20 protein-coding genes, 1 tRNA gene and 1 pseudogene are annotated in these 23,089 nt (G+C 31.8%); 10 read left to right on the forward strand and 12 right to left on the reverse strand.

Going from position 1 to position 23,089, the window contains the following annotated elements; genetic code table 11:
- Positions 1-25 precede the first annotated feature (25 nt).
- Positions 26-850 carry an OmpA family protein gene (locus J8M14_RS20420; RefSeq protein WP_211076685.1) on the forward strand — a complete coding sequence of 275 codons (825 nt, stop codon included), beginning with the start codon at positions 26-28 and terminating at the stop codon, positions 848-850.
- A 96-nt stretch (positions 851-946) separates the two neighbouring features.
- Here the strand turns inward: J8M14_RS20420 and J8M14_RS20425 are convergent, their stop codons facing one another.
- The 9 genes and pseudogenes from J8M14_RS20425 to J8M14_RS20465 form a co-directional block, all read right to left on the reverse strand.
- Positions 947-1,417 (reverse strand): RidA family protein, encoded by a 471-nt coding sequence (locus J8M14_RS20425; protein ID WP_211076686.1) that lies wholly within the window; start codon positions 1,415-1,417, stop codon positions 947-949.
- 81 nt (positions 1,418-1,498) lie between these two features.
- Positions 1,499-2,076, reverse strand: a pseudogene (locus J8M14_RS20430) (Crp/Fnr family transcriptional regulator).
- A gap of 45 nt (positions 2,077-2,121) precedes the next feature.
- Positions 2,122-3,105, reverse strand: a complete 984-nt coding sequence (locus J8M14_RS20435) for an aldo/keto reductase (RefSeq protein ID WP_211076687.1) — start codon at positions 3,103-3,105, stop codon at positions 2,122-2,124.
- 302 nt (positions 3,106-3,407) lie between these two features.
- A complete protein-coding gene (locus J8M14_RS20440) occupies positions 3,408-3,692 on the reverse strand; it encodes a hypothetical protein (RefSeq protein ID WP_211076688.1) in 285 nt (94 codons plus the stop codon).
- A 210-nt stretch (positions 3,693-3,902) separates the two neighbouring features.
- Complete coding sequence (locus J8M14_RS20445) at positions 3,903-4,463, reverse strand: DUF427 domain-containing protein (RefSeq protein WP_211076689.1); 561 nt, start codon at positions 4,461-4,463, stop codon at positions 3,903-3,905.
- A gap of 61 nt (positions 4,464-4,524) precedes the next feature.
- Positions 4,525-4,662, reverse strand: a complete 138-nt coding sequence (locus J8M14_RS20450; RefSeq protein WP_211076690.1) for a hypothetical protein — start codon at positions 4,660-4,662, stop codon at positions 4,525-4,527.
- Positions 4,663-4,928: 266 nt separating this feature from the next.
- Positions 4,929-5,342: a BLUF domain-containing protein gene (locus J8M14_RS20455; protein ID WP_211076691.1), complete on the reverse strand. Its 414-nt coding sequence runs from the start codon at positions 5,340-5,342 to the stop codon at positions 4,929-4,931.
- A 279-nt stretch (positions 5,343-5,621) separates the two neighbouring features.
- The gene (locus J8M14_RS20460; protein WP_211076692.1) at positions 5,622-6,854 is read right to left on the reverse strand and encodes a porin family protein; all 1,233 of its coding nucleotides are present in this window, start codon (positions 6,852-6,854) and stop codon (positions 5,622-5,624) included.
- Between the two features lie 304 nt (positions 6,855-7,158).
- Positions 7,159-7,620, reverse strand: coding sequence for a hypothetical protein (locus J8M14_RS20465; RefSeq protein WP_211076693.1), 462 nt, complete (start codon positions 7,618-7,620; stop codon positions 7,159-7,161).
- A 231-nt stretch (positions 7,621-7,851) separates the two neighbouring features.
- On the opposite strand from J8M14_RS20465, the gene J8M14_RS20470 reads away from it, so the two are divergent.
- From J8M14_RS20470 to J8M14_RS20510, 9 genes are all read left to right on the forward strand, one after another.
- Positions 7,852-8,610 carry a hypothetical protein gene (locus J8M14_RS20470; protein ID WP_211076694.1) on the forward strand — a complete coding sequence of 253 codons (759 nt, stop codon included), beginning with the start codon at positions 7,852-7,854 and terminating at the stop codon, positions 8,608-8,610.
- 78 nt (positions 8,611-8,688) lie between these two features.
- Positions 8,689-9,351 carry a hypothetical protein gene (locus J8M14_RS20475; protein ID WP_211076695.1) on the forward strand — a complete coding sequence of 221 codons (663 nt, stop codon included), beginning with the start codon at positions 8,689-8,691 and terminating at the stop codon, positions 9,349-9,351.
- 243 nt (positions 9,352-9,594) lie between these two features.
- Positions 9,595-10,131 (forward strand): GNAT family N-acetyltransferase, encoded by a 537-nt coding sequence (locus J8M14_RS20480; protein ID WP_211076696.1) that lies wholly within the window; start codon positions 9,595-9,597, stop codon positions 10,129-10,131.
- A 72-nt stretch (positions 10,132-10,203) separates the two neighbouring features.
- Positions 10,204-10,857 carry a hypothetical protein gene (locus tag J8M14_RS20485; RefSeq protein WP_211076697.1) on the forward strand — a complete coding sequence of 218 codons (654 nt, stop codon included), beginning with the start codon at positions 10,204-10,206 and terminating at the stop codon, positions 10,855-10,857.
- Between the two features lie 152 nt (positions 10,858-11,009).
- A complete protein-coding gene (locus J8M14_RS20490) occupies positions 11,010-11,600 on the forward strand; it encodes a hypothetical protein (RefSeq protein ID WP_211076698.1) in 591 nt (196 codons plus the stop codon).
- Positions 11,601-11,656: 56 nt separating this feature from the next.
- Entirely contained in the window at positions 11,657-12,868 is a 1,212-nt protein-coding gene (locus J8M14_RS20495; protein ID WP_211076699.1) for an MFS transporter, read from the forward strand.
- A gap of 426 nt (positions 12,869-13,294) precedes the next feature.
- Positions 13,295-16,576 (forward strand): tetratricopeptide repeat protein, encoded by a 3,282-nt coding sequence (locus tag J8M14_RS20500; protein ID WP_211076700.1) that lies wholly within the window; start codon positions 13,295-13,297, stop codon positions 16,574-16,576.
- A 6-nt stretch (positions 16,577-16,582) separates the two neighbouring features.
- Positions 16,583-18,514, forward strand: coding sequence for a DUF3857 domain-containing protein (locus J8M14_RS20505; RefSeq protein WP_247672720.1), 1,932 nt, complete (start codon positions 16,583-16,585; stop codon positions 18,512-18,514).
- A 20-nt stretch (positions 18,515-18,534) separates the two neighbouring features.
- On the forward strand, positions 18,535-20,508 hold the full coding sequence (locus tag J8M14_RS20510) for a DUF3857 domain-containing protein (RefSeq protein ID WP_211076702.1): 1,974 nt from the start codon (positions 18,535-18,537) through the stop codon (positions 20,506-20,508).
- A 113-nt stretch (positions 20,509-20,621) separates the two neighbouring features.
- Here the strand turns inward: J8M14_RS20510 and J8M14_RS20515 are convergent.
- From J8M14_RS20515 to J8M14_RS20525, 3 genes are all read right to left on the reverse strand, one after another.
- Positions 20,622-20,696, reverse strand: a tRNA-Pro gene (locus tag J8M14_RS20515).
- A gap of 34 nt (positions 20,697-20,730) precedes the next feature.
- Positions 20,731-21,768 (reverse strand): cytochrome d ubiquinol oxidase subunit II, encoded by a 1,038-nt coding sequence (locus J8M14_RS20520; protein ID WP_211076703.1) that lies wholly within the window; start codon positions 21,766-21,768, stop codon positions 20,731-20,733.
- A gap of 2 nt (positions 21,769-21,770) precedes the next feature.
- Entirely contained in the window at positions 21,771-23,072 is a 1,302-nt protein-coding gene (locus J8M14_RS20525) for a cytochrome ubiquinol oxidase subunit I (protein WP_211076704.1), read from the reverse strand.
- Positions 23,073-23,089: the final 17 nt, after the last annotated feature.

The raw sequence follows: 23,089 nt of genomic DNA on the forward strand, positions 1-23,089 counted from the left end.
CAGCTGCAACCAAATCATTATTACTATGAAAAAAATTATTGTATTCGCATCAGTATTGCTTTTGACCGTCTCATCTATAGAAGCGCAAAAGAAAAAAGATCTTCTTACTGAAATTGACAAATTGAGGAAAGAATTAAAAGAAACAAAAGGTGAACTAGCAGAATCTCGCAAAAATGAGAAAACTAGTCAAGCTGAGGTGAAAACTATGGAAACTCAGGTTAATGACCTTAAAGAAACCAATGCTTCGCTATTAAAAAACATGAGTAGTTTTACAGAACTATCCAGCCAGAAAGCTAAAAACCTAGAAACCTCATTAGACGCTATTAAGGCAAAAGATAAGCAACTAAATACGATCAATGATGCATTAAGCAAAAGTGACTCTGCAAAACTGAAAGTATTAACACTGTTTAAAAACAGTTTAGGCAGTGATGGCGCCATTGCTTTTAAAAATGGTGAAATCTATATTACGCTTACTAATACTCTTTTATTTGGTGAAAATGATAAAAACACTAAAATTGAAGATAAAGCTAAAGGGGTTTTAGGAAGAATTGCCAAGACACTTAATGACAACAAGGATATCAAAATTACTGTAGAAGGTAATAGCAATGCTCTAAAATTTGACGGCAAAAACCTAAAAGACAACTGGGATCTAAGTGCTAAACAGGCAGCATCTGTAGTAAGAGCTTTACAAAAAGATCATAAAGTAGATCCTAAAAGGATGCAAGTCTCCGGAAAAAGCGAGTATGGATCTGAGAGTATTGAAACCGCTACCAGAATCCTTATCGATCCTAAATTTGATGAGTTCTACAGGGTCATTAAGGAGAATATGAAAAATGATACTAAGAAGTAGTACATATACTAACTGAATATTATATAAAAATCCGAGCATTATATGTTCGGATTTTTTGTTTGTAAAAACAAGGTTTTCTTAGCCAATTTGCTAAGATTATTTAACCACAGTTGCCTCTAATTCTATTTTTAATGTTTCAAAAAGACTTTTTACTTCTAACAGGGTACTTGCTTGCTTTATATTATGGTTAGCAATCCAATTTTGGAAAACATCAAAACAAGTAAAAAGTTCTTCTGATGAAGTTGTATACATATTCAATCTCACAATGTTTTTACATTCATATCCGGCTTCATTTATAACTTTCTCCATATTTTGTATAGACTGAATTAATTGGGTTTTCATATCAGCTGTACTTGATTTCCCATCAGCATCGATTGCTGTTTGTCCTGAAACATATAGTATACCTTCAGGTTTTGTCACTTCAATAGCTTGTACATAACTTCTTTTGTTTTGCCATTTCCAAGGATTAATTATTCGTTTTTCCATTTGTTCTTCTTTTTTATTTTGTGCTAATATCGATATTGAGGTTAATAATAATGAGGCTAAAATTTTTATGCTACTTTTCATAATCAAGAGTTAATATTTCTATTACAAATATTTCAATAATAGAATCATTCTTGTGTGATAAATATCACAATTATAAAAAGGCTAAGAAGAAAGTCGACTAAGAGTCTCGCGTGAAACACCTAGATAAGAAGCTAAAAGAGTTTTAGGAACTCGTTGAAACAATGTTGGATACTGTTTAAGAAGTTGCTCATATCTTTCCTTTGCATTCGACATTAAAAAAGATAAAATTCTATGTTGTGAAGCAATATGCCCAGAAATAGATTTCTTAAGAAAGAAACGCTCCATTTTAGGTAATTCAGTTGACAGTTTTTGATAATCTTTAAGGCTTAAGGAGAATACGGTAGTGTTTTCAATACATTGTAACGACATTTTTGCTATAGTATTTGTGAAATAAGCAGAAAAATCACTTTCCCACCAGTCTTCCATTGCAAATGATACAATATGTTGCTTCCCATCTCTATCATCATAAACTAATTTTAAAAGTCCAGAAATAACAAAATAACAATATGTAACATTGTCTCCTTGCTGAATAAGAAAATCATTTTTTTATATTTTTCAACTGAGAAATGAGATAAAACAAATAAAAACTCATCATCAGTAAGAGGTATTAATTTCTCAATATGCTCTTTCAACTTTTCCTTCCTCAAATGAGAATCCATATTTCGACTTTTTTATATAGCGCCAGGAATATTTTTGCTCATGCTTTAGTACACTCCACGAATATGTTTGTGAACTTTTTTGTGGTAAAACTCTTCCAATTCGGTCATTAGTTTTTTAGACAGTGGAGGTAAGTTACTTACTTTAGCATTATTAGAAACATGTTTATGAGTACTTGCTCCGGGAATAATGGTGGATACTTCCTTATGATCCAATATCCAACGTAGAGCCAATTCACTCATAGTCATATTTTCCGGACAAAGTGTTCTTAATTCATTTGATAATGTTATCCCAGTATCAAACGGAAGTCCGGCAAAAGTTTCTCCCACATTAAATGCTTCTCCATCACGATTAAAATTTCTGTGGTCATTTTCGAGAAATTGTGTCTCTTTTGTGAATTTTCCTGTGAGCAAACCACTAGCCAAAGGTAGGCGAACAATAATCCCCACACCTTTTTCACTAGCTTGAGGTAATAATTCTTGAGTTAATTTTTGTCTAAAAATATTATAAATAACCTGAAGTGATAGAAGTCCTTCTTGTTCCAGACATAACAGCCCCTGTTCTACACTCTCTACACTTGCTCCAAAATGAGCAATTTTGCCTTCTTTTTTTAAAATTCTTAACCAATCAAAAACCTCCCCTTTTTTTAACACTTCTGTAGGTATACAGTGTAGCTGCAATAAATCAATACACTCTACATTCAATTGTCTTCTGGAGGCATCTATACTATCTCTTAAAGCCTGTTCTGTATAATTATTAGGAAACAAATCAGATCCACGTCCAAATTTTGTAGCAATTTTAATATTAGTATTAGAGTTTTTAAAAAACGCTCCTATTAATTCTTCACTTCTTCCATCACCATATACATCTGCAGTATCAAAAAAAGTAATTCCATTATTCACAGCTTCCTTAAGGATTTCAAAAGCTTTTTCCTTATCAATTTGATTACCCCAATTACCTCCAATTTGCCAACAACCCAAACCAACTTCACTTATCTCTAATCCATTGTTTCCTAAATTCCTTTTTTTCATTTTGCTTTTTATTGGTTATTTAAACTCCTTTAAAGTAATCAATCCATTCAATGGGTCATCTATTATTATGATTGTTATTATCTCTTATTTTGGTTTTTTAAGTACTTTGACGGAATGTCCTTACCATTATTAGAACTCATCGCCCAAACCATATTAGCGATCCACCATCTACCACCTGAATACACTAATTGATAGCTTCCTACACCTTTTCCCGATTTATTTTCAGAATCGAGCCCTTCAAAACTTTGAATTATTTGAGCAATACCATTATATTCTTCAATGATTTCTCCTGTAGATTCTTCCTAATAACCCAGAGAATAATATTCATCGGTAAGAGTTTCTAAAAATTCATTTAGGCTCATCGTTTCATGCATGAACTTCTTATTCTCTTTCCCAACCACAGTAAAATTAGCTGTTGGCAGGAACAGAGTTCTAAAATAAGCCGTATCTATCTTCTTTCCGGACTCAATAGAAATTATTCGTTGAGTCTCTTTTACAAGCTCACTGGGATTTTGGAAAATCTTTTTATCCTGGGCTTGGGTATATACTAAAGTGAATAATGCGATTATTGATGCATATACTTTCATATTAATTATTTATGTAAACTCTAGTTAAACAAATTTTAGAACAGTTCAAATACAAATATAAGGCTTGGAATCTGTTTCAATATGAACCCTATATGCCATTGGGCTAACCTTCTAATTAGAAATATATTTGACAAAAGAGTTTTTCATCATTTATTAGAACTTTTATTCATTGGTATATCGATAACTTAGATCCAGTATAAAAATGATGCATCACCAATGTCCTGTTCCCGGTTCGCCTTTAAAAGGTCCAACTAAGTCCGAAGTAATCCATCCTGCATAAAACTCGCTGGATTGTGCCTTTACCTGTTCCCCATCGATATAACACTCTAGATGTTGAGGATAGAAAGCGATATACTCTTTTAATGCAGAAAATTCCGGAAAGGGATTTGGATAGGACCAGGCCACAGGTCTATCAATCATAGTTTTCAGTCCCCAGTAGACTGCACTCCCCTTCCATTCACACATCGAGGTCTTGTCCGGTATGCTAACAAGTGTACTCATATTAACATCTCTCTTAGGTATATAATATGTTGGTGGACTAGCGGTCTCAAGCACTGCTAAGACATTACAAGAGCGTGCTATCTCTGTACCTTTATGATTGATTAGTACCGGTTTGTTCACTTTTTCGATAATCGGAGGACGTGGAAAATCCCAAACAGATCGCTGACCTTTTTTTGGTGCTATTGCAAACGGAGGTCTTTTGGTACCCGTGTGACTCCAGCTTTCACGTGCTTTTTGCAACCAACTTATCTTCGTTTTTCTTTTTTTCATTGGGCTCCATAGATTTAGCTTACATCTTTTATCAGTCTATTTATTTTTAGGTTAGGCGAATTCAGAATAGTTTGAATACATACCCTAGCAACCAATAAAGTATAATAAATACTACTACAGTGCCAACACACCCACATTTTCCACCTCCAATTTTTTTTGCTCCCCATCCTGCTAAAATTGCTCTTACTAGTTTTTCCATAGGTCTATTAGGCTTTTAGATTTATTAATTACATAGTAAAAGTGTTGAAGTTACTAAATTCTATGAAGTCGGGAGGCTTTGTGGAGCAGGGTTTTACCGATAATTTTTCCAGCTTAGAGTTTATACCATTGGATTTACACGTTTGACTATTTAAATATAACGATAAATGTAGCAAATGCGTTGTCTCGAAGTGCAACTACATTTTGTCATATAGTGTTGTCAATTGTATTTATATATCCCTGAAAATTCATCGTTTCACTAGACTTTTAATAGATATTAGATAAGACTTTGGATTGGTATACAACCAAATTATGTAGTTCATGATCTGACATATTATTATCATCAATTTCCAGGAACTTCTGAAGCTCAATATTGGCTTCTTCTCTGTGGTATGTAATATATTTACTATTAAATCTTTCATACCTCATTTTTGTAGATTTTGTTTCCAAAATCTTTAAAACATTATAATGCCTATAATCTTGTTCTATCTTTTTAAAAAGCGACTTAATCAAATCATACTCACCTTCTATAATCTGAAAAAAAGTTAGATCAGAATAAATGAGTATTCCTCCAATATTATTTGCATTATTAAATGCTTTGGTTTCGACCATAAGCATTTCGATATCTTCACTTTTCAATTTTTCCGAAGCATTACTAATGTAGCATATAGTCAGCAGCATTATTTTAAATATTTTTTAATGGTTAAATAAAATACCCCATACCCGGAACAAATCCCGATATGGGGTTAATAATACATTTTACGTTGCTTCTAAATTAATAAAATCTAATGGATTTTAACTACTTTTTCCCCATTTTATTTTTACATTATTTACGTAATACACCTCAATTTCAAGGCCTTAGCAGTATTTTTTAGGCTCCTGCTACATGCAAGAATAACAAATCTAAAAAAAAAAAACAGTTTGAGGTAACCCATTGAGAATTAAACTCCCTAATGTGGACTAAAAAATCGTATATCCTAATAGTATAGAAAACCCACCATATTCTGATGTCCAGGAACCAAAAGGGCCTAATAATTCTCTATTAAAGTTATATCGTGCCTCGATACCATATCTATCTTTATATTTATACCCAAAACCTAAAAAGAAATTATTGCCTGTTTCTCCGGAGTCGATCTCCAGATCCATTCCTCTTTCATCCTCAAAATCAATTTTAGAATTCATAGCAATATCCAAAACAACCAATCCTGCATCAGCAAATAATTTAGAATTCTTATTCAGAAAGAAATAATGTCTCACTCCCAGAGGGATCTCAATGGATTTATAATCTGCCTCTACATTAGTCTCTATCGTTAATAAAGTGGATCTAAAATAGGTAATAAACTTTTCTGCTTTATACGATTGATACGTAGGCTCCAAGATAATCGCCCACTTATTGTTATTAAACGGTAACACATATTCTAATTCTACCCCTAGTCTTAGACTGGCTTTGGTATCAAAATCAGTATCCCTTAAATCATTTTGGCTGTTATCAGTTTTTAAAGAAGAAAAATTAACCCCCGGCCGTATGCTTAGATTAAAAGCGTCTTTTTTATTTTCATTCTTATACGTTATAAAATCGCCCCCTGCACAGTTATTATACTTAATAAAATATTTAATCAATTCTCGTTTTCTATAACTGGTGTTTACTGCTTCTTTCATCTTCAGGTCCTTACATTGCAGATTGGCCCAGAGTTGTTGTCTGAAGTAGAGATTTGTAGCAACATCATTCCTATAGGTTTTATATTTTTTATAGATCAATTGTTCTATCTTAGACTCATCTACCTGATAGAAGAAACGTCTTAGGTTTCCGTTTTCATAATAATACAAGCTGGCTTTTCCATCGACCAATACTTTTAAGAAAAGCGTTTCTTCCTCGAATTCGGGCTCTTTATTTATTCCTAATCGGCTGATCTGTTCGGTAGACTTATCAATATTAACAGTCACTTTCTTGTATCTGATCACACCTGTTACTGCAAATTCTTGTATCGTATTGATGGTTGCTGTTTTGATCTCTGATCCCTCTGCTGTTTTATACTCAAACGAAGTTGGATTATTTTTCCAGTCCAGGTTTTTGATCAGGCAGTCGGTCTTTTCTCCTGCATTATTGATATAGTATCCTTTTTCGAAGTTAATCTGTGCGTATCCACTAATTCCTATTAGTGCTATTACCATACTAAGTATGTGTTTTCTCATATGTCTAAAATCTATTTTTGTTTAAAAAAAAGCGTAAATGTAGTTATAAAAAGTTTGTTTATTCCCTAAAAAAATATTGATTGTTTCCTTGATTTTGATGTAGTAATCTGCCAAGTAATGCCTTACTGATGCATCCAGCTCCCCAATGAAACTAATTCTAAATAATTTTGCATTGTTTCTCTGTCATCTCGAGCGGAGTCGAGAGGTCATGCTATCTGTATAATGCAACTAGGTATCGACTCCGCTCGACCCGACAGTTCTAAATTGATACCAAATCAAACTCACATGAAGTAAAGAATTTGGATTAGTCTACTTTGGCATAAAAAACTGTGAAATTCTCAAATGTTCCGTCGTTATTGTTAGAGATCACTTTAAGATGTAATTCACTTTCTTCTAGTTTAACAATTTTATATACACTTCGTTTTAGGTTTATGATCGTAGTAATTTCTGTTTTTTCTTGGTTTACAAAAAATATACCTTCAGATTCCTGTGTGATACATTCTATGGGATCAGCATCTGCAAGTCTGGCTGTTAGATTGCGATAGAAATCACGATCTGCTACAAAGTCTAATTCTTCACTCAGGCAATCATCAATCAATAAGATCCCTCCCATCTCGTGTTCTCCTCCTGTTAGCATCCACTTACCCATCAGTAGTTCTGGTGGTGTGACTGCAACAGCTTGTTGTTCTATAATGCTATTGCCATCATCAGAGCTACAGGAAGTTAATGCGATTGCAGTTAGGAGTACTAGAATTGTTTTTTTCATAATTGGTTTTTAAATTTTTGATATAGTGTTTAATGTATGTGTCATTACAGCGCAATATGTTACCCTTTTTTTGTTTCTTTTTTTAATTACGGGGAATTTTTAGTTATTTTAGAAGTCTAACCGTAGAATTATACGTTTAATATACGTTTGTAAACGGATAGATATAATAGATATATGTGTACCAGTACACATATTATATTGTTGTAGTACATTTCGTAAAGACATATATAAATGACAAAGAAAATATTGAACTTGATATTGGGAATGGTGGTTTTATTATCTTTTATGAATTGTATAGATTCCAAAGTAAATGATAGTAAAATTAGCAGAAAATATCTGAAAACGAAATTAGAAGTTCTAGATAGTCTTGAATCAGCTTTTTTATTAAAATCCAAAAAATGTAGAAATAATAAAGCTTTTAAAAACTTCTATTTTGGAATGGACTATCCTACCTTTTATGAGCTCGCAAGAAATGAAGTTGGTCCCAAAAATGTGGGAAAAGACTACGAATATAGAGCGGGATATAGATTTAGCTATAGATACTTAACCAAATTTGAAAACCAAGTTGAGTTTAAGTTCTTATCGGAATTTGACGAAAAAGAATTGTTAAGAGAGATAAAATTATCGGCTTTAACCTATCCGCATAATAGCTTATACTATGAGTCCATAATTGAAGATTTCAATAACAAGTATCCTAAAAATGATCAAGTACATATAATAAGAAGTTCAAAAGAACAAAAGGAGCATTATCCCATTGAGGATTATGACATTCGCTGGGAAGATCATTATTATTTTAAATGTGGAACCAAAATTGAAATCAGTCTTACTTATGTTCGTAAATCTAAAAATAAGTTAATTGATTCTAAATTTGAAATTTCTTACTCTGACATAGAATGGTTAAATCAAAATAAACAAAAAGAGAAAAAAAGATTTCAGCAAAAAAAGGATCAAAAAACCAAAAAGCGAGAGTCTGATCTTAATGATATATAAAAAACGTACTACAACACTATGTATAAGCCCATTAAAACGGGCTATACATTAAACGTTGTGGGCAATTAAAAACAAACTATGGGAATAGGAAGAAGACAGTTTATGAAATTATCAAGTCTTGCTTTGGTTGGACTTACTGTTGACCCTTTAAATGCTGTTGCCATAAATGATAGTGTTTATGTAAATAAAAAACTTGGAATACTATTCAACAAACCGAAAAACTGGGGATTCATTGCTGTTAAAGACTTTGGGAAAATTAAAAGCGAACAAATAATTGGAGAGGGACTTGAAGATTCAAAAGAAGAAATATGGGAGGAATTGGGAGACCCTATTTGTATTGCTACAAAATATTATGAGGACAAACCTGAATATAAAGGTATTTTCTCACCAACAATTACTTTAAACATAACGCCAAAAGAAGAACTCGAAGATTTAGGACACGAAACTTTCGAAGAACTAATGGAAATGTCGGAATTTGGAACTTTTATGATTTTAAAGGACTTTAAAGTGATAAAAAAGTATGAGCCTTATTTCATTAGTAATTGTAAATTCTATGAATATGACGCTGAATATTTATTTGAACATATTGAAATAAATGAGCCATTAAAAGTCGAGCTGAAAGTATTAAAAGCAGAGCATAATGGATTTTATTACGACTTTAATTGCCATCAATCCAAAGCTCAAAATCAACTTGCCAACATAGAATTTGAAGAATTTAAAAAATCAATAAAACTAATATAAATAACTGCCCACAACACGGTGTATAAAACATAGCTAAGGTGTATAAAACATAGCTAATAAGTGCTTAACCGAAAGGTTTGTATATATTTAGAAAGTCCACCAAATTTTTAATTTGGCTTTTAAAAAGAGAAAAATTAAAAACAAAATATAAAAATTCGGCTCTGTATTAATCCGAAAAGTTAGTGTCTTTTTGCACGCTACATTTCATACACAGACCGTAAGTCACTAAGAATTAAATTTAAAATGAAAAGAAAATTTCCAATTCTAGAATCTGAAAGAGTACTCTTAAGACAATTTGTCGATTCGGATTTAGAAAATGTTTTTAAAGGACTTTCTCATCCTGATATTACAAAGTATTATGGAATTAGTTTCAACAGTTTAGAAGCGACGAAAGAACAAATGACTTGGTTTGCTGACCTTGAAAAAAATGAAACTGGAATTTGGTGGGCTGTTTGCTCAAAGGATGATGGAAGATTTCTTGGAGCAGGAGGATTAAACAATCTGAGTACAGAAAATAAAAAGGCAGAAATTGGTTTTTGGTTGTTGCCAGAAAATTGGGGAAAAGGCTATATGACCGAAACAATGCCACTGATCTTTAATTACGGATTTGATAGTATTGGATTGCATAGAATTGAGGGTTTTGTAGAAACAGAAAACGTGAATTGTAAAAAAGCTCTTGCAAAACTAAAATTCAATTTGGAAGGAACTATGCAAGATTGTGAAGTTAAACATGGAGCATTTATTAGTTTAGATATTTACTCAAAAATAGCTGGTACATAAAACACCTTACAACACACCGTGTATACAACATAGTTAATTAAGTATTAAACCAAAAATCATGCTATTATAACCGTGAAAACCAAAACAAACCTAATACATATATTCTTATTACTGCTTATAACAGGAGGGTTTATAAATTGTTCTCCCCAAAAAGGATTTAAATATTTTGATGAACATAATAATCTTATTAGCAAATCAAAATTTAACAGAAAACTGAAACGTTTATCTCATTTTAAAATCCCCGGGGATTCTGCTCATCACCATAGATTAACTCCCAGGTTGGTACAAGGTACAGTAGAAAACAGAGAGATGTTATTAGAGGTATTAGAAAAAGCAATTAATGATACCATTGACAGGAATGTACCAACCGTAATTATGTATTATCCGGGTCAGGATACTTATAATATCAATACAAACTCCACTAAAGAAGTTACTGCTAATAGACATCAGCAGTTAGCCCAATACTTAAAAGATTCGGCTAATACCAAGCCCATTTATATCTATAAAGAGTATACAGGGTTACAAAAATATAGCGGTGTCATAAACTGGTATAAAGACCCCGGGCAGCTTATCGAAAAACTTTTTTTTAGACATCATTATCCCAGTGGTAGTTTTGTGGTTATTGATAAAGAGGGTACGTATATCAGTTATAAGGGAGAATATGCTCTGGAACAAATAGTAGATACTGCTCTGGTATTAAAAAATAAAGATAGTATACAACCCTAAGAGCATATAATTCATAGCTGTCTGCATTTGGCCGATAATTGTATATTCGGCTCTAATATCAAACTCTTATTTATCAACAATCAGGTAACAATTAGCCCTATTAAGACACATACTTATAATGACTATTGATAATGTTTAAAAAACCATTTGAATTGAAAAAAAAGGCACTAGTTATAGTTTTAGGTTTCCTAATGAGTTGCTGTTCTGTGTACTATGGAAAAGAAGATGAAAACGGAAGATATAGAGTCAATGAAAAACATTGGACATTAAAAAACATCCCTAATGAAGGTGTAGAAAGAGTTCTGGATACTGAATATTGGTATAGACTAGAATATTCTTTTACGAATGATAGTTTCTTTTTTGAAGATGATAATGAAAAAGAATCTACCTATAACTCTGATATTTTATGGTTTTTCGAAAGTGGACATGTGCTTAGATTCACTCCTTATGTACTTGACGATAAAGAAATGGAACGTATTAAGAATGGTGAAAGTAATTTAGATTTTGGAAGTCAAGGTTTTTATACTATTGGTTCTAATGAATTCGAAATTGAATTTTTTCAACGACAAAATGTATCTATTGCAGGAAGCATGGATCGATATTACTTTCAAGCATTATTAGAAAAAAACACACTACATCTAGTAAGGAAATCTCCTTTTAAAAAAAACTACTACTTTCATAGTATCTATAAAAAAGAAGCTATACCTGAAGAATTAAAAAACGTTAAAAAACCTAATTGGTAGTTATACGAGCAATAATAACACTGATTAATAGACCACCCTTATTTTAAAAAAAACAAATGAAAAGAATACTAAGCCCATCTCATTATAAAGAAACTTTTTTCTATAGTTTATCCCAGCTATTAGAAAGAGCTTCGTACTATGGCCTTCGTTCATTACTTGTTATATATATGGTTAGTGAAAGTTTAAAAATGGACAGAACAGAAGCTTTATACATCTATGTATGGTTTGTAGGTTTATTAGTTTTTTCTCAGGTTATAGGTGCGATCCTTGGAGACTTGATTATTGGTAATAAAAAATCAATAATTATCGGAGGGGTTTTACAAAGCATAGGGACATTTATTTTTTGTATTCCTTCAACGATAGGGCTTTACATTGGGTTGTTTCTTGTGATCCTTGGTAGTGGGTTATATAGTCCTAATATGACCTCTAATTTTGGAAAACTTTATCTAAGTAAAACTAAACTATTAGATTCTGGATTCACTTTGCTTTATTTAGCTGCTAATCTAGGAGCGTTTTTGGGCATCCTATTGATTGGCTATTCTGGAGAAAAATATGGCTGGAATATTGGGTTCATTATTACCGGCACTCTAATGTTATTCTCGATAATTCCTATTCTATTTTCTAAAGAAGAAATCCCTAAAGAAAAATTGACTAACACGTTACCTATACAACGGAGAATTATAACGGTGATGATTGCTTTTATAATGGTGGCTTTGTTCTGGGCTATTCATGATATTTCAAACATTCGTTTTTCTAGTTTACAAATAGAACTAAGTGAAATCTCGACTTTACCCATACCAAAAAGCCTGTGGACATCTATAAACTCAATATTTATTTTACCTATAAGTCTTGTAGCCATTATTTTATGGACATATTTTTATAGCACTCAATTATTTAAATTAATGATTGGTTTTATATGCGGGACGATCTCATACGGAGTATTATTTCTAGTACCAAAAACTCCAAGTAATCAGCATACGATTATATACTTAATGTCCATATTTTTTCTGGTCATTGCAGAAGTGCATATTGCACCAATTATTAATTCTATTCTTACCGAATATACCAATCCAAAGTATCTGACAATATGTATAAGTTTAGCATTCATACCCACAAGACTACTCTCATCTATTGCATGGTTATTTTATGAAAGATTATATGAAAACCCGACACTAGCTATTTCAATAGGAACGATAGCTATGATTATACTTAGTATTGGGTTAATTGTGTATAATTTGGTATATAAAAAATCACTTACTAGATTATAGTAATGAGGAAATAACAAAAAGAGCTGTTTTCAAAACATGACTCAAACAAGTCGGTTTGGCAGAGACTTTTGGTAGTGATTAAAAAAATGCCAAATCGGTAGAAAAACAAAAATCGAAAGTATACATACGAATAGAAGAAAAAACTAAACTTAGGGAAAATGGGGGTAACATTTTGTTCTTTTAAGACACTTACATATAATATTAGGAATTACATATGTCAATGAATGAAAAAATAAATCGAACTTGGAGTGAAAATAGCACCCTTAATGAGGATATTGATAAACTATTAATAAAAAAACTGTTTTGGTAATTTAAAGGTTTTATTATATGTTTGCGCACCTTTAACGTAACAAAGAAACATAATTGGATAAATAAAAATTATGATTTCTATTCACACACTTCGTCACAACAATTTTTAATCAAATTATGAAAAGAACATTTTTATTAATGGCGTTGTTTACGTCTTCACTTTTTTATGCTCAAGAAAAAATAGCATATATCGACTATGACGAAATTGTGAAAGACTTAAATACATTAGAAGAAAATCAAGATTATGAAAAAATTATAGAAAGGCTTGATAAAATCAATGTGAATGATTCTATCTATGAATCAACTTTGATTACAAAATCATATTATCTAATCCAACAAAAAAAATATGATGACGCTGTTAAAGTATGCAATAAGGGGCTTCAACTCCCTAATGCTGAATACAAATATTCTTTTTTACTAAATAAAGGGTTAGCGTTGAGTGAATCCGAGAAGTATCAGGATGCAATAGATCTCTACAATAAAGCCCTAAAGACATACCCAAAAAATAATGTACTTTATCATAATCTGGGATTAATCTATAAAAAAACAAAACAGTTTGATAAGGCTATACAAAATTATATTGAGTCCATTAATTTAAACCCCTTTTTTGGGAAGAGTCATTTAGAACTTGGAAACATATGCTATCGGGAAGGAAAGTTTGCTCAGGCACTGATGGCGTTTAATATGTATTTATTATTAAATCCAGACGGTGAACATTCTTTTGATGTATTAAATTCAGTTAACACTTTGATCTCAAAAAAGAATGATTTAGAACCTGTCGGAATTGAGATATCTGTAGATGATGATACGTTTGAAGATATTGATCTAGTATTGGATAGTCGCATGGCTTTAAATGCCAATTATAAAATTAACAATAAAATAAATATCGCATTAACTAAGCAGAATCACGCTCTTTTTGAGCAATTATCAGATTATGAAGGTAATGGAGGGTTTTGGGACAAAAAATATGTACCTTTTTATAAATGGGTATTTGAAAATAATCACTTCGATAATTTTACATTTACCATTTTATATTCTATCCAAAACCCTGATTTTAAAAAAATAGTAGATAAAAATATTGATGGAATCCAGTCCTTTATTGATTTATTTTACGATAAGTGGGAGGATTTAATGGATGGTGAACATGAGGAAATCTTTGATGGAAAAAAGCAAAAAGTGACCTATGTGTTTAGTAATTATGATTTTCTTCAGGCGGTCGGTCTAACCAATGGAAGTAAGAAAATTGGAAATTGGGAAATCTATAATGAAGAGGGAAAGTTAACTGGAAAAGGAAAATTTGATAGCAATGGACTAAGAAATGGAGAGTGGATTTGGTATGATCAATTTAGTAATATAACAGAAAAGGAAAACTATAAAAATGGTAAGCTAGAAGGAAAATACACATCATATTATAACAACGGAAATGTAAAAACAGAGCGTTTTTATACAGAAGGTAAATTAAATGGTGATTATAAAGTATATAATAAGAAGGGAGCTTTAATCGTACATAAGACTTTTGAAAACGATATACTTAATGGTAAATATCTGTCCTTTTATGCTTTAGGCGAAATAACCAAAGAATATGATGTGGATTATAAAGATGGTAATCCTGTAGGAGAGCTCAAACAATATTATCCTGATGGTTCAATCTTAAAGAAGCGCCCCTTTAAAGGCGGTAAAATTAATGGAATTGAACAATTGTATCATAACTCCGGCGAACTCCGTGGCGAATATGAGTATAAAGATGGTGTTTATCACGGGACCTACACAACCTACTATTCTAATGGTCAAAAATATGAAGTAGGAACTACCTCAGAGGGATATTATGATGGCGATTGGAAATTTTATTACAGCGATGGTGTGCTAATGAATGAACTTACTTATAATAAAGGAAAGCTTAATGATGCTTACAAAGAGTATGATATTGATGGAAAACTGATATATGATTTCACTTATCGTAATGATGAATTCATAGCACATAAACACTTCAATAAAGATGGCGAAGTGATTAAAGAAGCTAAAAAGAAGAAAGGAGAATTTTATTATCAGGGGTTTTCATCTCTAGGAGATATGATTACAGAAGGTCTTTATGATATTAAAGGTGGAAAAAAGGGCGAATGGAAATACTATACTGATGGAGTTTTGATAAATAAAGGCACTTATGAAGATAATTTGCTTCAGGGTAAATATTATAGTTATTATAAATCCGGAGAAAAAGAATCTATCACAGAATACAAAAACGATTCTCTATCAGGATATTATGTAGATTATCATAAAAATGGAAAGATATCTCGTCAGGGATGGAATAAAGACAATCAATGGCACGGAACCTGGATTTCTTATTATAATAATGGAAAAATAAAAGAAAAAGATTTTTATCATAAAGGGAAACGACATGGTGTACAAGAGTCCTATAGTGTTGAAGGAAAATTATCTCATACCCTAGTTTATGAATATGACAATTTGGTTTCCGGGACATATTTTAGACCAGATGGCAGTGTACTACAAGAGATAAAACTTGATCCCACTAAAAAATCCTATACCGTTTCATTTAAGCAATATAATGACAAAGTCTATTCTACTACAGATTACCTATATGGCGTCAAACATGGTGATTATGTGCGATTTAATGCTGAAGGAAAAAAGAATATAGAAGGAAAATACTTCAATGACAAGTTTCACGGTCTATGGACCTGGTATTATGATGATGGACAAATTAGTATGCAGGGAGAATACTTTCATGGTGAGTATGTTGGTGAATGGAAAACCTATCATGAGAATGGAAAACTAAATAAAAAATACAATTATAAATTAGGGCAATTAGAAGGTGTTTATGAGCTTTACAATGACAATGGTGTTTTGATTAGAGCTACTCCATACAAAAATGGAAAAATTCATGGAGAGAGAACATTCTATAGTCCAGAGAGCAAATTACAGGCCATAAGATATTATCATAATGGTAAAATCATAGGATACAGTTATCAAGATAAGAATAGTAAACTGAAACCAATGATACCTATAGAAAATTATTCTGGACAGATTAAAGCGTATTTTGATAATGGAAAACCATCAATGGAAGCAGAACTAAAAAATGGAGTATTCATCAATGAATTTAAAGCATATTACTATTCTGGTCAGTTAGAACGTAAAGCAAGTTATAAAAATGGTGATTACCACGGAAAATATATTGATTATTATGCCGATGGGAAAACCAAAAGCGAAACCAACTATGACTATGATTTATTACACGGGTTACATAAAAAATATTATCCAAGCGGAAAAGTAAAAGAAGAAGTAAACTACCGTTATGATAAACAAAGTGGTTCTGCCAAATACTACGATGAAAAAAGTAAACTCATTAAAGAAAAGACATACTTTAATGATATGGCTGAAAACTAAGAAATGATGAAGTACAGAAAACAATTATTAGGAGTCGTATTACTCTTGTTTTTTATTGGACAAGCCCAAAAGACTTCTCCAATATTTGAAGAGTATAAAGAAAAATATCCCAATGCGTATTCCGTAAAACTACTGGAAGAAAGAAAGATTGATATTAGTCTTAAAAATGGAGAAATTTTTATTACTCAAGAGGTAAAAGAAGAACACTTATATCTTGATGCAGCAGCTACTTATAGATCTAAGGAGTCTATTAATTATTCTACATTTTTAGAAGTAGAATCTATTGAGGCTGCATCCATGGTTTATGAAGATGGTGAATATAATAAAATCGAAGTAAAAGATTTTGTAACCAAAGATGAAATGGATCAAAGTTTTTATGACGATTCAAAATCCATCAATTTTATCTACCCTAATTTACAACCTGGCTCAAAATCAAAATTACGATACAAGGAAAAAATCAAGAACCCTAGATTTTTAGGCTCTTTCTACTTTGCCGATTTTCATCCAACTGTAAAAAGCAAGCTTATAATTAGAGTTGATAATGATATTTCTATAAGGTTTAAGGAGTTTAATACGGAGAAAATAAATATTAATTTTTCTGAATCTGAAAAACGAGGTAAGCACATATATAGTTGGGAGGCTAATGATGTTGATAAATTTAAGCTTGATCCCGGGGCTCCAAATTTTAGGAACACTCTTCCTCATCTCATACCTATGATTACAGAATATGAGTTAAAAGGTAAAAAAGTAAAGTTATTAGGTGAGGTGTCAGATCTATATGGATGGTATTACTCCTTAGTCAAGGATATCAATAAAGATGAAGCTGATAATGAGCTAAAAAAAATTGTAAAAACTCTAACACAAGATAAAAAAACAAATCTAGAAAAAGTTAAAGCAATTTATTACTGGGTTCAGGAGAATATTAAATATATAGCATTCGAATATGCATTAGGAGGGTTTGTACCTAGACAAGCTAATGATGTATTTAATAAGAAATATGGTGATTGTAAGGATAACTCTAGTATACTTCAGGAAATGTTGGAAATAGCAGGTCTGAGTGGAAATCTAACCTGGATTGGTACACGAAGTATTCCATACAAATATAACGAAGTGCCTACTCCAGCAGTCGATAACCACATGATTTTAGCATATATGGATGGAGACAAGGTTTATTATCTGGATGCTACAGGAAGGTATATTCCAATTGATTTACCTACACCTTTTATCCAAGGTAAAGAAGCGTTAATTTCTTTAGGAGAGAAAGATTTTACTATTAAAGAAGTTCCGGTAATAGATTCTAAAAGGAATGCCATTATTGACTCCACATTCATAAAAATAAATGAGCAAACAATAACTGGTAGTGGTAATTTTCAATTGTCAGGGTATTCTAAAATCGATTTTTTTAACACTTTCGAAAGAGAGAAAAAAGAAGAAAACTTAAAAGAAGTTTACACCAGAGAGTTAAGAAAAGGAAATAACAAGTTTCTTATAGAAGATTTCAAGGAAATTAATAAATATGATTATGATAAAGATTTTATTGTAGAATATACTTTTAATATTCAGGATTATATAAATAAATTGGAGAATGAAACATATATCAACCTTAATCTAAATAGAGAGCTTACTCAATTTAAACTAAAGGAAGACCGAAAGACTGCACGGGAATACCGTTATAAATCTTATGTAAAAAATGTGACCGTGCTTGAAATTCCAGAAAAGAAAACCGTAGACTTTATTCCTGAAAACTTTTCAGTTTCTAATGATTTTTTTGAATGCTCTATTAACTATATACAAAAAGGTAATACCATCATTTATGAATTAGTGATGGATCAAGATTTTATCCTATTAGATTTAAAACAACAAAAAGAGTTTAATGCTCTAATTAAGAAAGTAGAAAAGAATTTTAAAGAAGTAATCGTTTTAAAAGACAAAAAATAATCAGACACTATAGCATAATTATGAAATCACCAATATATCTATTAGCATTTTTTCTTTGTATAACAAATATATGGGGTCAAAAAGAACCATATTACAAAACATATGATTGGGAAGATAACCCTATAGCGAATATTGACATAGAAAAATTTCAGGATAAAGATATTGTCGCTTTTAAAGATAAGACAGTTAATGAATTTTATTTTTTAAACAAAGATAGCTTTGTAGAATATTCATTGATCCATAAGCTTTATTGGCTTAACTCTAATGACAATATTGAAAAATATAATAAAGTTTATCTACCATCTTCCTCGAATTCAGAAGTTGTAAAAAATAAAGCTCGAGTGATTACTAAAGATGGTAAGGTCATAGAATTAGACGATTCCAAAATTTTAACTTCTACAGATGAAGAGACAAAACGTACATTAAAATACTATGCTTTAGAAGGAATAGAAAAAGGAGGGTATATTGAATATTTTTTTGTAGTAAAAAGGTACCCTACTTATACAGGAAATAGGATAACGTTGCAATCAGATTTTGATAAAAAGAATGTTGATTTCGAACTATTGGCACCATCTAATCTTATCTTCCAAATCAAAACATATAATAATCTACCTGAAGCTGTAAAAGATTCAACGAATAAGGATAAGAATCACTGGAAATTACAATTAAAGGAAATTGGAGCATTAGAAAAAGAGGAACAAGCTCCTTATAGTGCAATAAGTAAATATTTAGTTTATAAATTAAAACAGAATACAAACAATCCAGAAAACGATATTGTATCCTATAGGGCAGGTTCCCAAAATATTTACAAAAACTTATATAATGAAGTTGATAGCAAACTTAACAACAAAATCAAAAAGTTCCTAAAATCTATAGCAGGTATAGACAGTAAAAATATCACAACTAAAATTCGTTCTATTGAGAACTATATAAAAGCGAATATTTATGTAGGCGACATAAGCAGGGAAGATCTTGAAGATATATCAAGCATCCTGGACAATAAGGTAGCCAATGAGCGAGGAATCGTAAAACTATATCTTACCCTATTTAATGCGTTAGAAATTAAACACCAGATTGTATATACTACAGATAGAAGGGAAATGAAATTTGATAAAAATTTTGAAGCCTACAATTTTTTACAAGAAAACTTAATTTATTTCCCAAAAAACAAGCTCTATATGGCTCCTACCAAATTGGATTCAAGACTTGGCTTTCCTCCAGGATATCTAACAGATAATTACGGATTGTTTATAAAACAAGTCACTTTGGGAGGTTTTACTTCTGGAGTAGGTAGTATTAAATACATTAAACCAGTCAATTATGATAAAACCAATTATGATTTGGTAATGAATGTAAGTTTTGATTCGAACGACCTAACTACCACCAAATTAAAAATGGATCGTACCATGGATGGTTACTACGCTGTGTACGTCCAACCTTTTATGGATATTGCTAAAGAAGAAAACAAAAATGAAATGATAGATGGGGTTATCAAGTCTATAAATCCTAATTTAGATATCATAGAAAAGAAAGTGCTTAATGCATCTGCAAAGGATTTTGGCAATAAACCATTGCAAATCATTGCTGAGCTAAAATCTGAAGACTATGTGGATAAAGCTGGAAATAAATATCTTTTTAAGATAGGAAATATAATTGGTCCTCAACAAGAGATGTATCAAGAAAAAACACGTCAACTCCCGGTTGAAAATGAATTTGAAAGAAGCTATGACAGAAAAATAATTGTTGACATTCCTGAGGGGTATCAATTTAAAAACCTTGATAAAATTAACATAGACGAATCTTATAGTATGGACAATAAAGAATTGTTTATGTTTAAATCTTCATACGAGTTAAATGATAATCAACTAGTTGTATCAATAAAAGAGTACTACAATCAAAATATTATCGATTTTTCACTATATGAAGAATACAGAACTGTAATTAATAGTGCTGCTAATTTTAATAAAGTTACATTGATACTAGAGAAAATTTAAGTATCTTGAATATGTATTAATCAGAATTAGTAAGAGAGAACTTAAACTGACTAAAGTTGCAGAAAAATAATTGATAAAAAAACCCAATCACTTTCGTGATTGGATTTTGTTTGTCGGGTAGAGAGGATTCGAACCTCCGATCTCTGGTCCCCCAGACCAGCACTTTAACCGGACTAAGCTACTACCCGAAAAAATTAGATTGCAAATATAATAATCTTGTAATTAAATGGAAGGATTATTATTGCGTTCCAAAATCTTAATCATCTTAAAAGATTTTAATAAATGAAACAAGCCCGGAAGTATTAATGTTCCTCCTATTATTAATGCTATTCCCAAAGCATTTATCACACTATCCGGAGCGATATTATCAATTAGACTTATACTACCAGTCTCTGTAATAACAATATCAGGAAAATGAGATATCAAAGCTGCCAGTAAAATTAAAAACACTTGTAATCCTGCAAAAAGACGACTTAATATTCTTCTACCGTTTTTAATAGTTAACCAAAGTGGTATCAATAATAACCCTGACAACAGCATGGAAATAACTGAATAAGGGTTTTTAATAAAATCTTTTACAAAAACATAATCAGATATGTACCCATAGCCAAAGGTTATTAATCCCACAACAAAGACAACAATTGTTGCTATTCTGGCTTTGCGTATATAAATATTTTCTTTTCCTCCCTCTGATTCTCCAATTAATAATACAGACGATAAAAAGGCACATAATGCTGCAAAAAACAGACCTATCAGCACACTAAATACATTAAACCAAGGTCGTACAAAGGCTTCGTAAAAAGATAATGTTGCGATATCATCCACGATCTTAATTTCTCCACTAATCAATGTCCCGAACACCATGCCTAAAAAGATGGGAGTCACTAAACTCGAAATTTTAAACATAGCATCATACAATCGTTGTGAATTATCAATTACCGCATCATAATGTCTAAAAACAAAGGCTACTCCTCGTAATGTTACTCCTAGTAATACAATTGTTAGTGGAATATGAAGATGAACCACCATAATATTATAATATACCGGAAAAGCAATCCATAATATCACAATCAAAATAATGATCCAGATATGATTAGCTTCCCATACGGGGCCCATCACACGATATAATGTTTTCTTAGTAATTTTTTGATTCTCTTCTGAAGAAAAAAGTTCTACGATACCTGCTCCGTAATCTGCCCCACCCAAAACCACATAGAGATATAAAGAAAATATTAGAAAGAATAATACTACATATAACATACCTATTGATTTGATTGATTAAGAACTCTAATCTGCCGAAGCATTAACCATGTAACCGCAACTGATAACGTAAGATAGACGACAACATACATATAAAAACTAAAAACGATCCCCGGCATCGGTGTAACCGCATCTTTGGTCCGCATAATCTTATGAATAATCCACGGTTGTCGACCAACTTCGGTTACAATCCACCCCGCCTCCAGGGCAATAAATCCCATGGGAGCTAATATGATAAACAGCAACCAGTACTTCCTATCCTGAAACCATTTCTTTTTTTTCAATGAAATAAAATATAAAATTCCGGCTAGCATTAGTATCCCACCTATACCCACCATGGTCTGAAAAGCATAATGAACTATGGGTACATTAGGCCTTTCATCTTCAGGAAAATCATTTAAGCCCTTTACCTCAGCATCAAAATCTCCAAAGGCAAGAAATGATAACATCCCTGGTAGGGCTATTTTATATTTTACTTCTTGCGTTTTGGCATCCACTACCCCACCTATATATAAAGGGGCACCTTTCTCAGTATTGTAATGCGCTTCCATAGCTGCAAGTTTTACAGGCTGGCGCTCTGCAATATCTTTTGCAGATATATCTCCACTTATAGGCTGTAAAATAGCCGCAATGGCTCCAAAGGTAATTGCAATCTTAAAAGCTTTTTTATGTAGTTCTACCTTTCTCTTCTTGTATATCTGGTATGCGTGAATTCCTGCTACCGCAAACCCAGTAGCAGTAAAAGCAGCTAATGTCATATGCAAAGCTTGTGTAAACCAGGCTGGATTTAACATCGCCTGAATAGGATCGATGTTTAAGAATTTACCATCGATATAGTCGAATCCGCTAGGAGCATTCATCCACCCGTTTGCAGCTACAACCAAAATCCCTGAAGCAACCCCGGATACTCCAATGATAATTCCTGTAATCCAATGAAACTTCTCCGGTAACTTATTCCAGCCATACAGATAAAATCCCAACGCTATGGCCTCTACAAAGAAGGCTGCTCCTTCTAATGAAAAAGGCATTCCGATAATGGGGCCGGCATGTTTCATAAATTCCGGCCATAGTAATCCTAACTCAAACGATAGCGCTGTACCCGAAACAGCACCGGTAACAAAGAATATTGCAACTCCTTTTTGCCAGGACTTAGTAAGTGTTAGATAAATCTGGTCACGTGTTTTTAACCACTTATAATGAGAGACTACCATAAAAAAAGGCATTACCATACCAATACAAGCAAAAACAATGTGAAATATTAAGGTGAATGCCATCTGGAGTCTTGCCGCATCAAGGTTTTCCATAGATAAAATTTAGAGAA

Origin of the sequence: Aquimarina sp. MMG016 (genome assembly GCF_018100805.1) — a bacterium.
Lineage (GTDB): Bacteria > Bacteroidota > Bacteroidia > Flavobacteriales > Flavobacteriaceae > Aquimarina.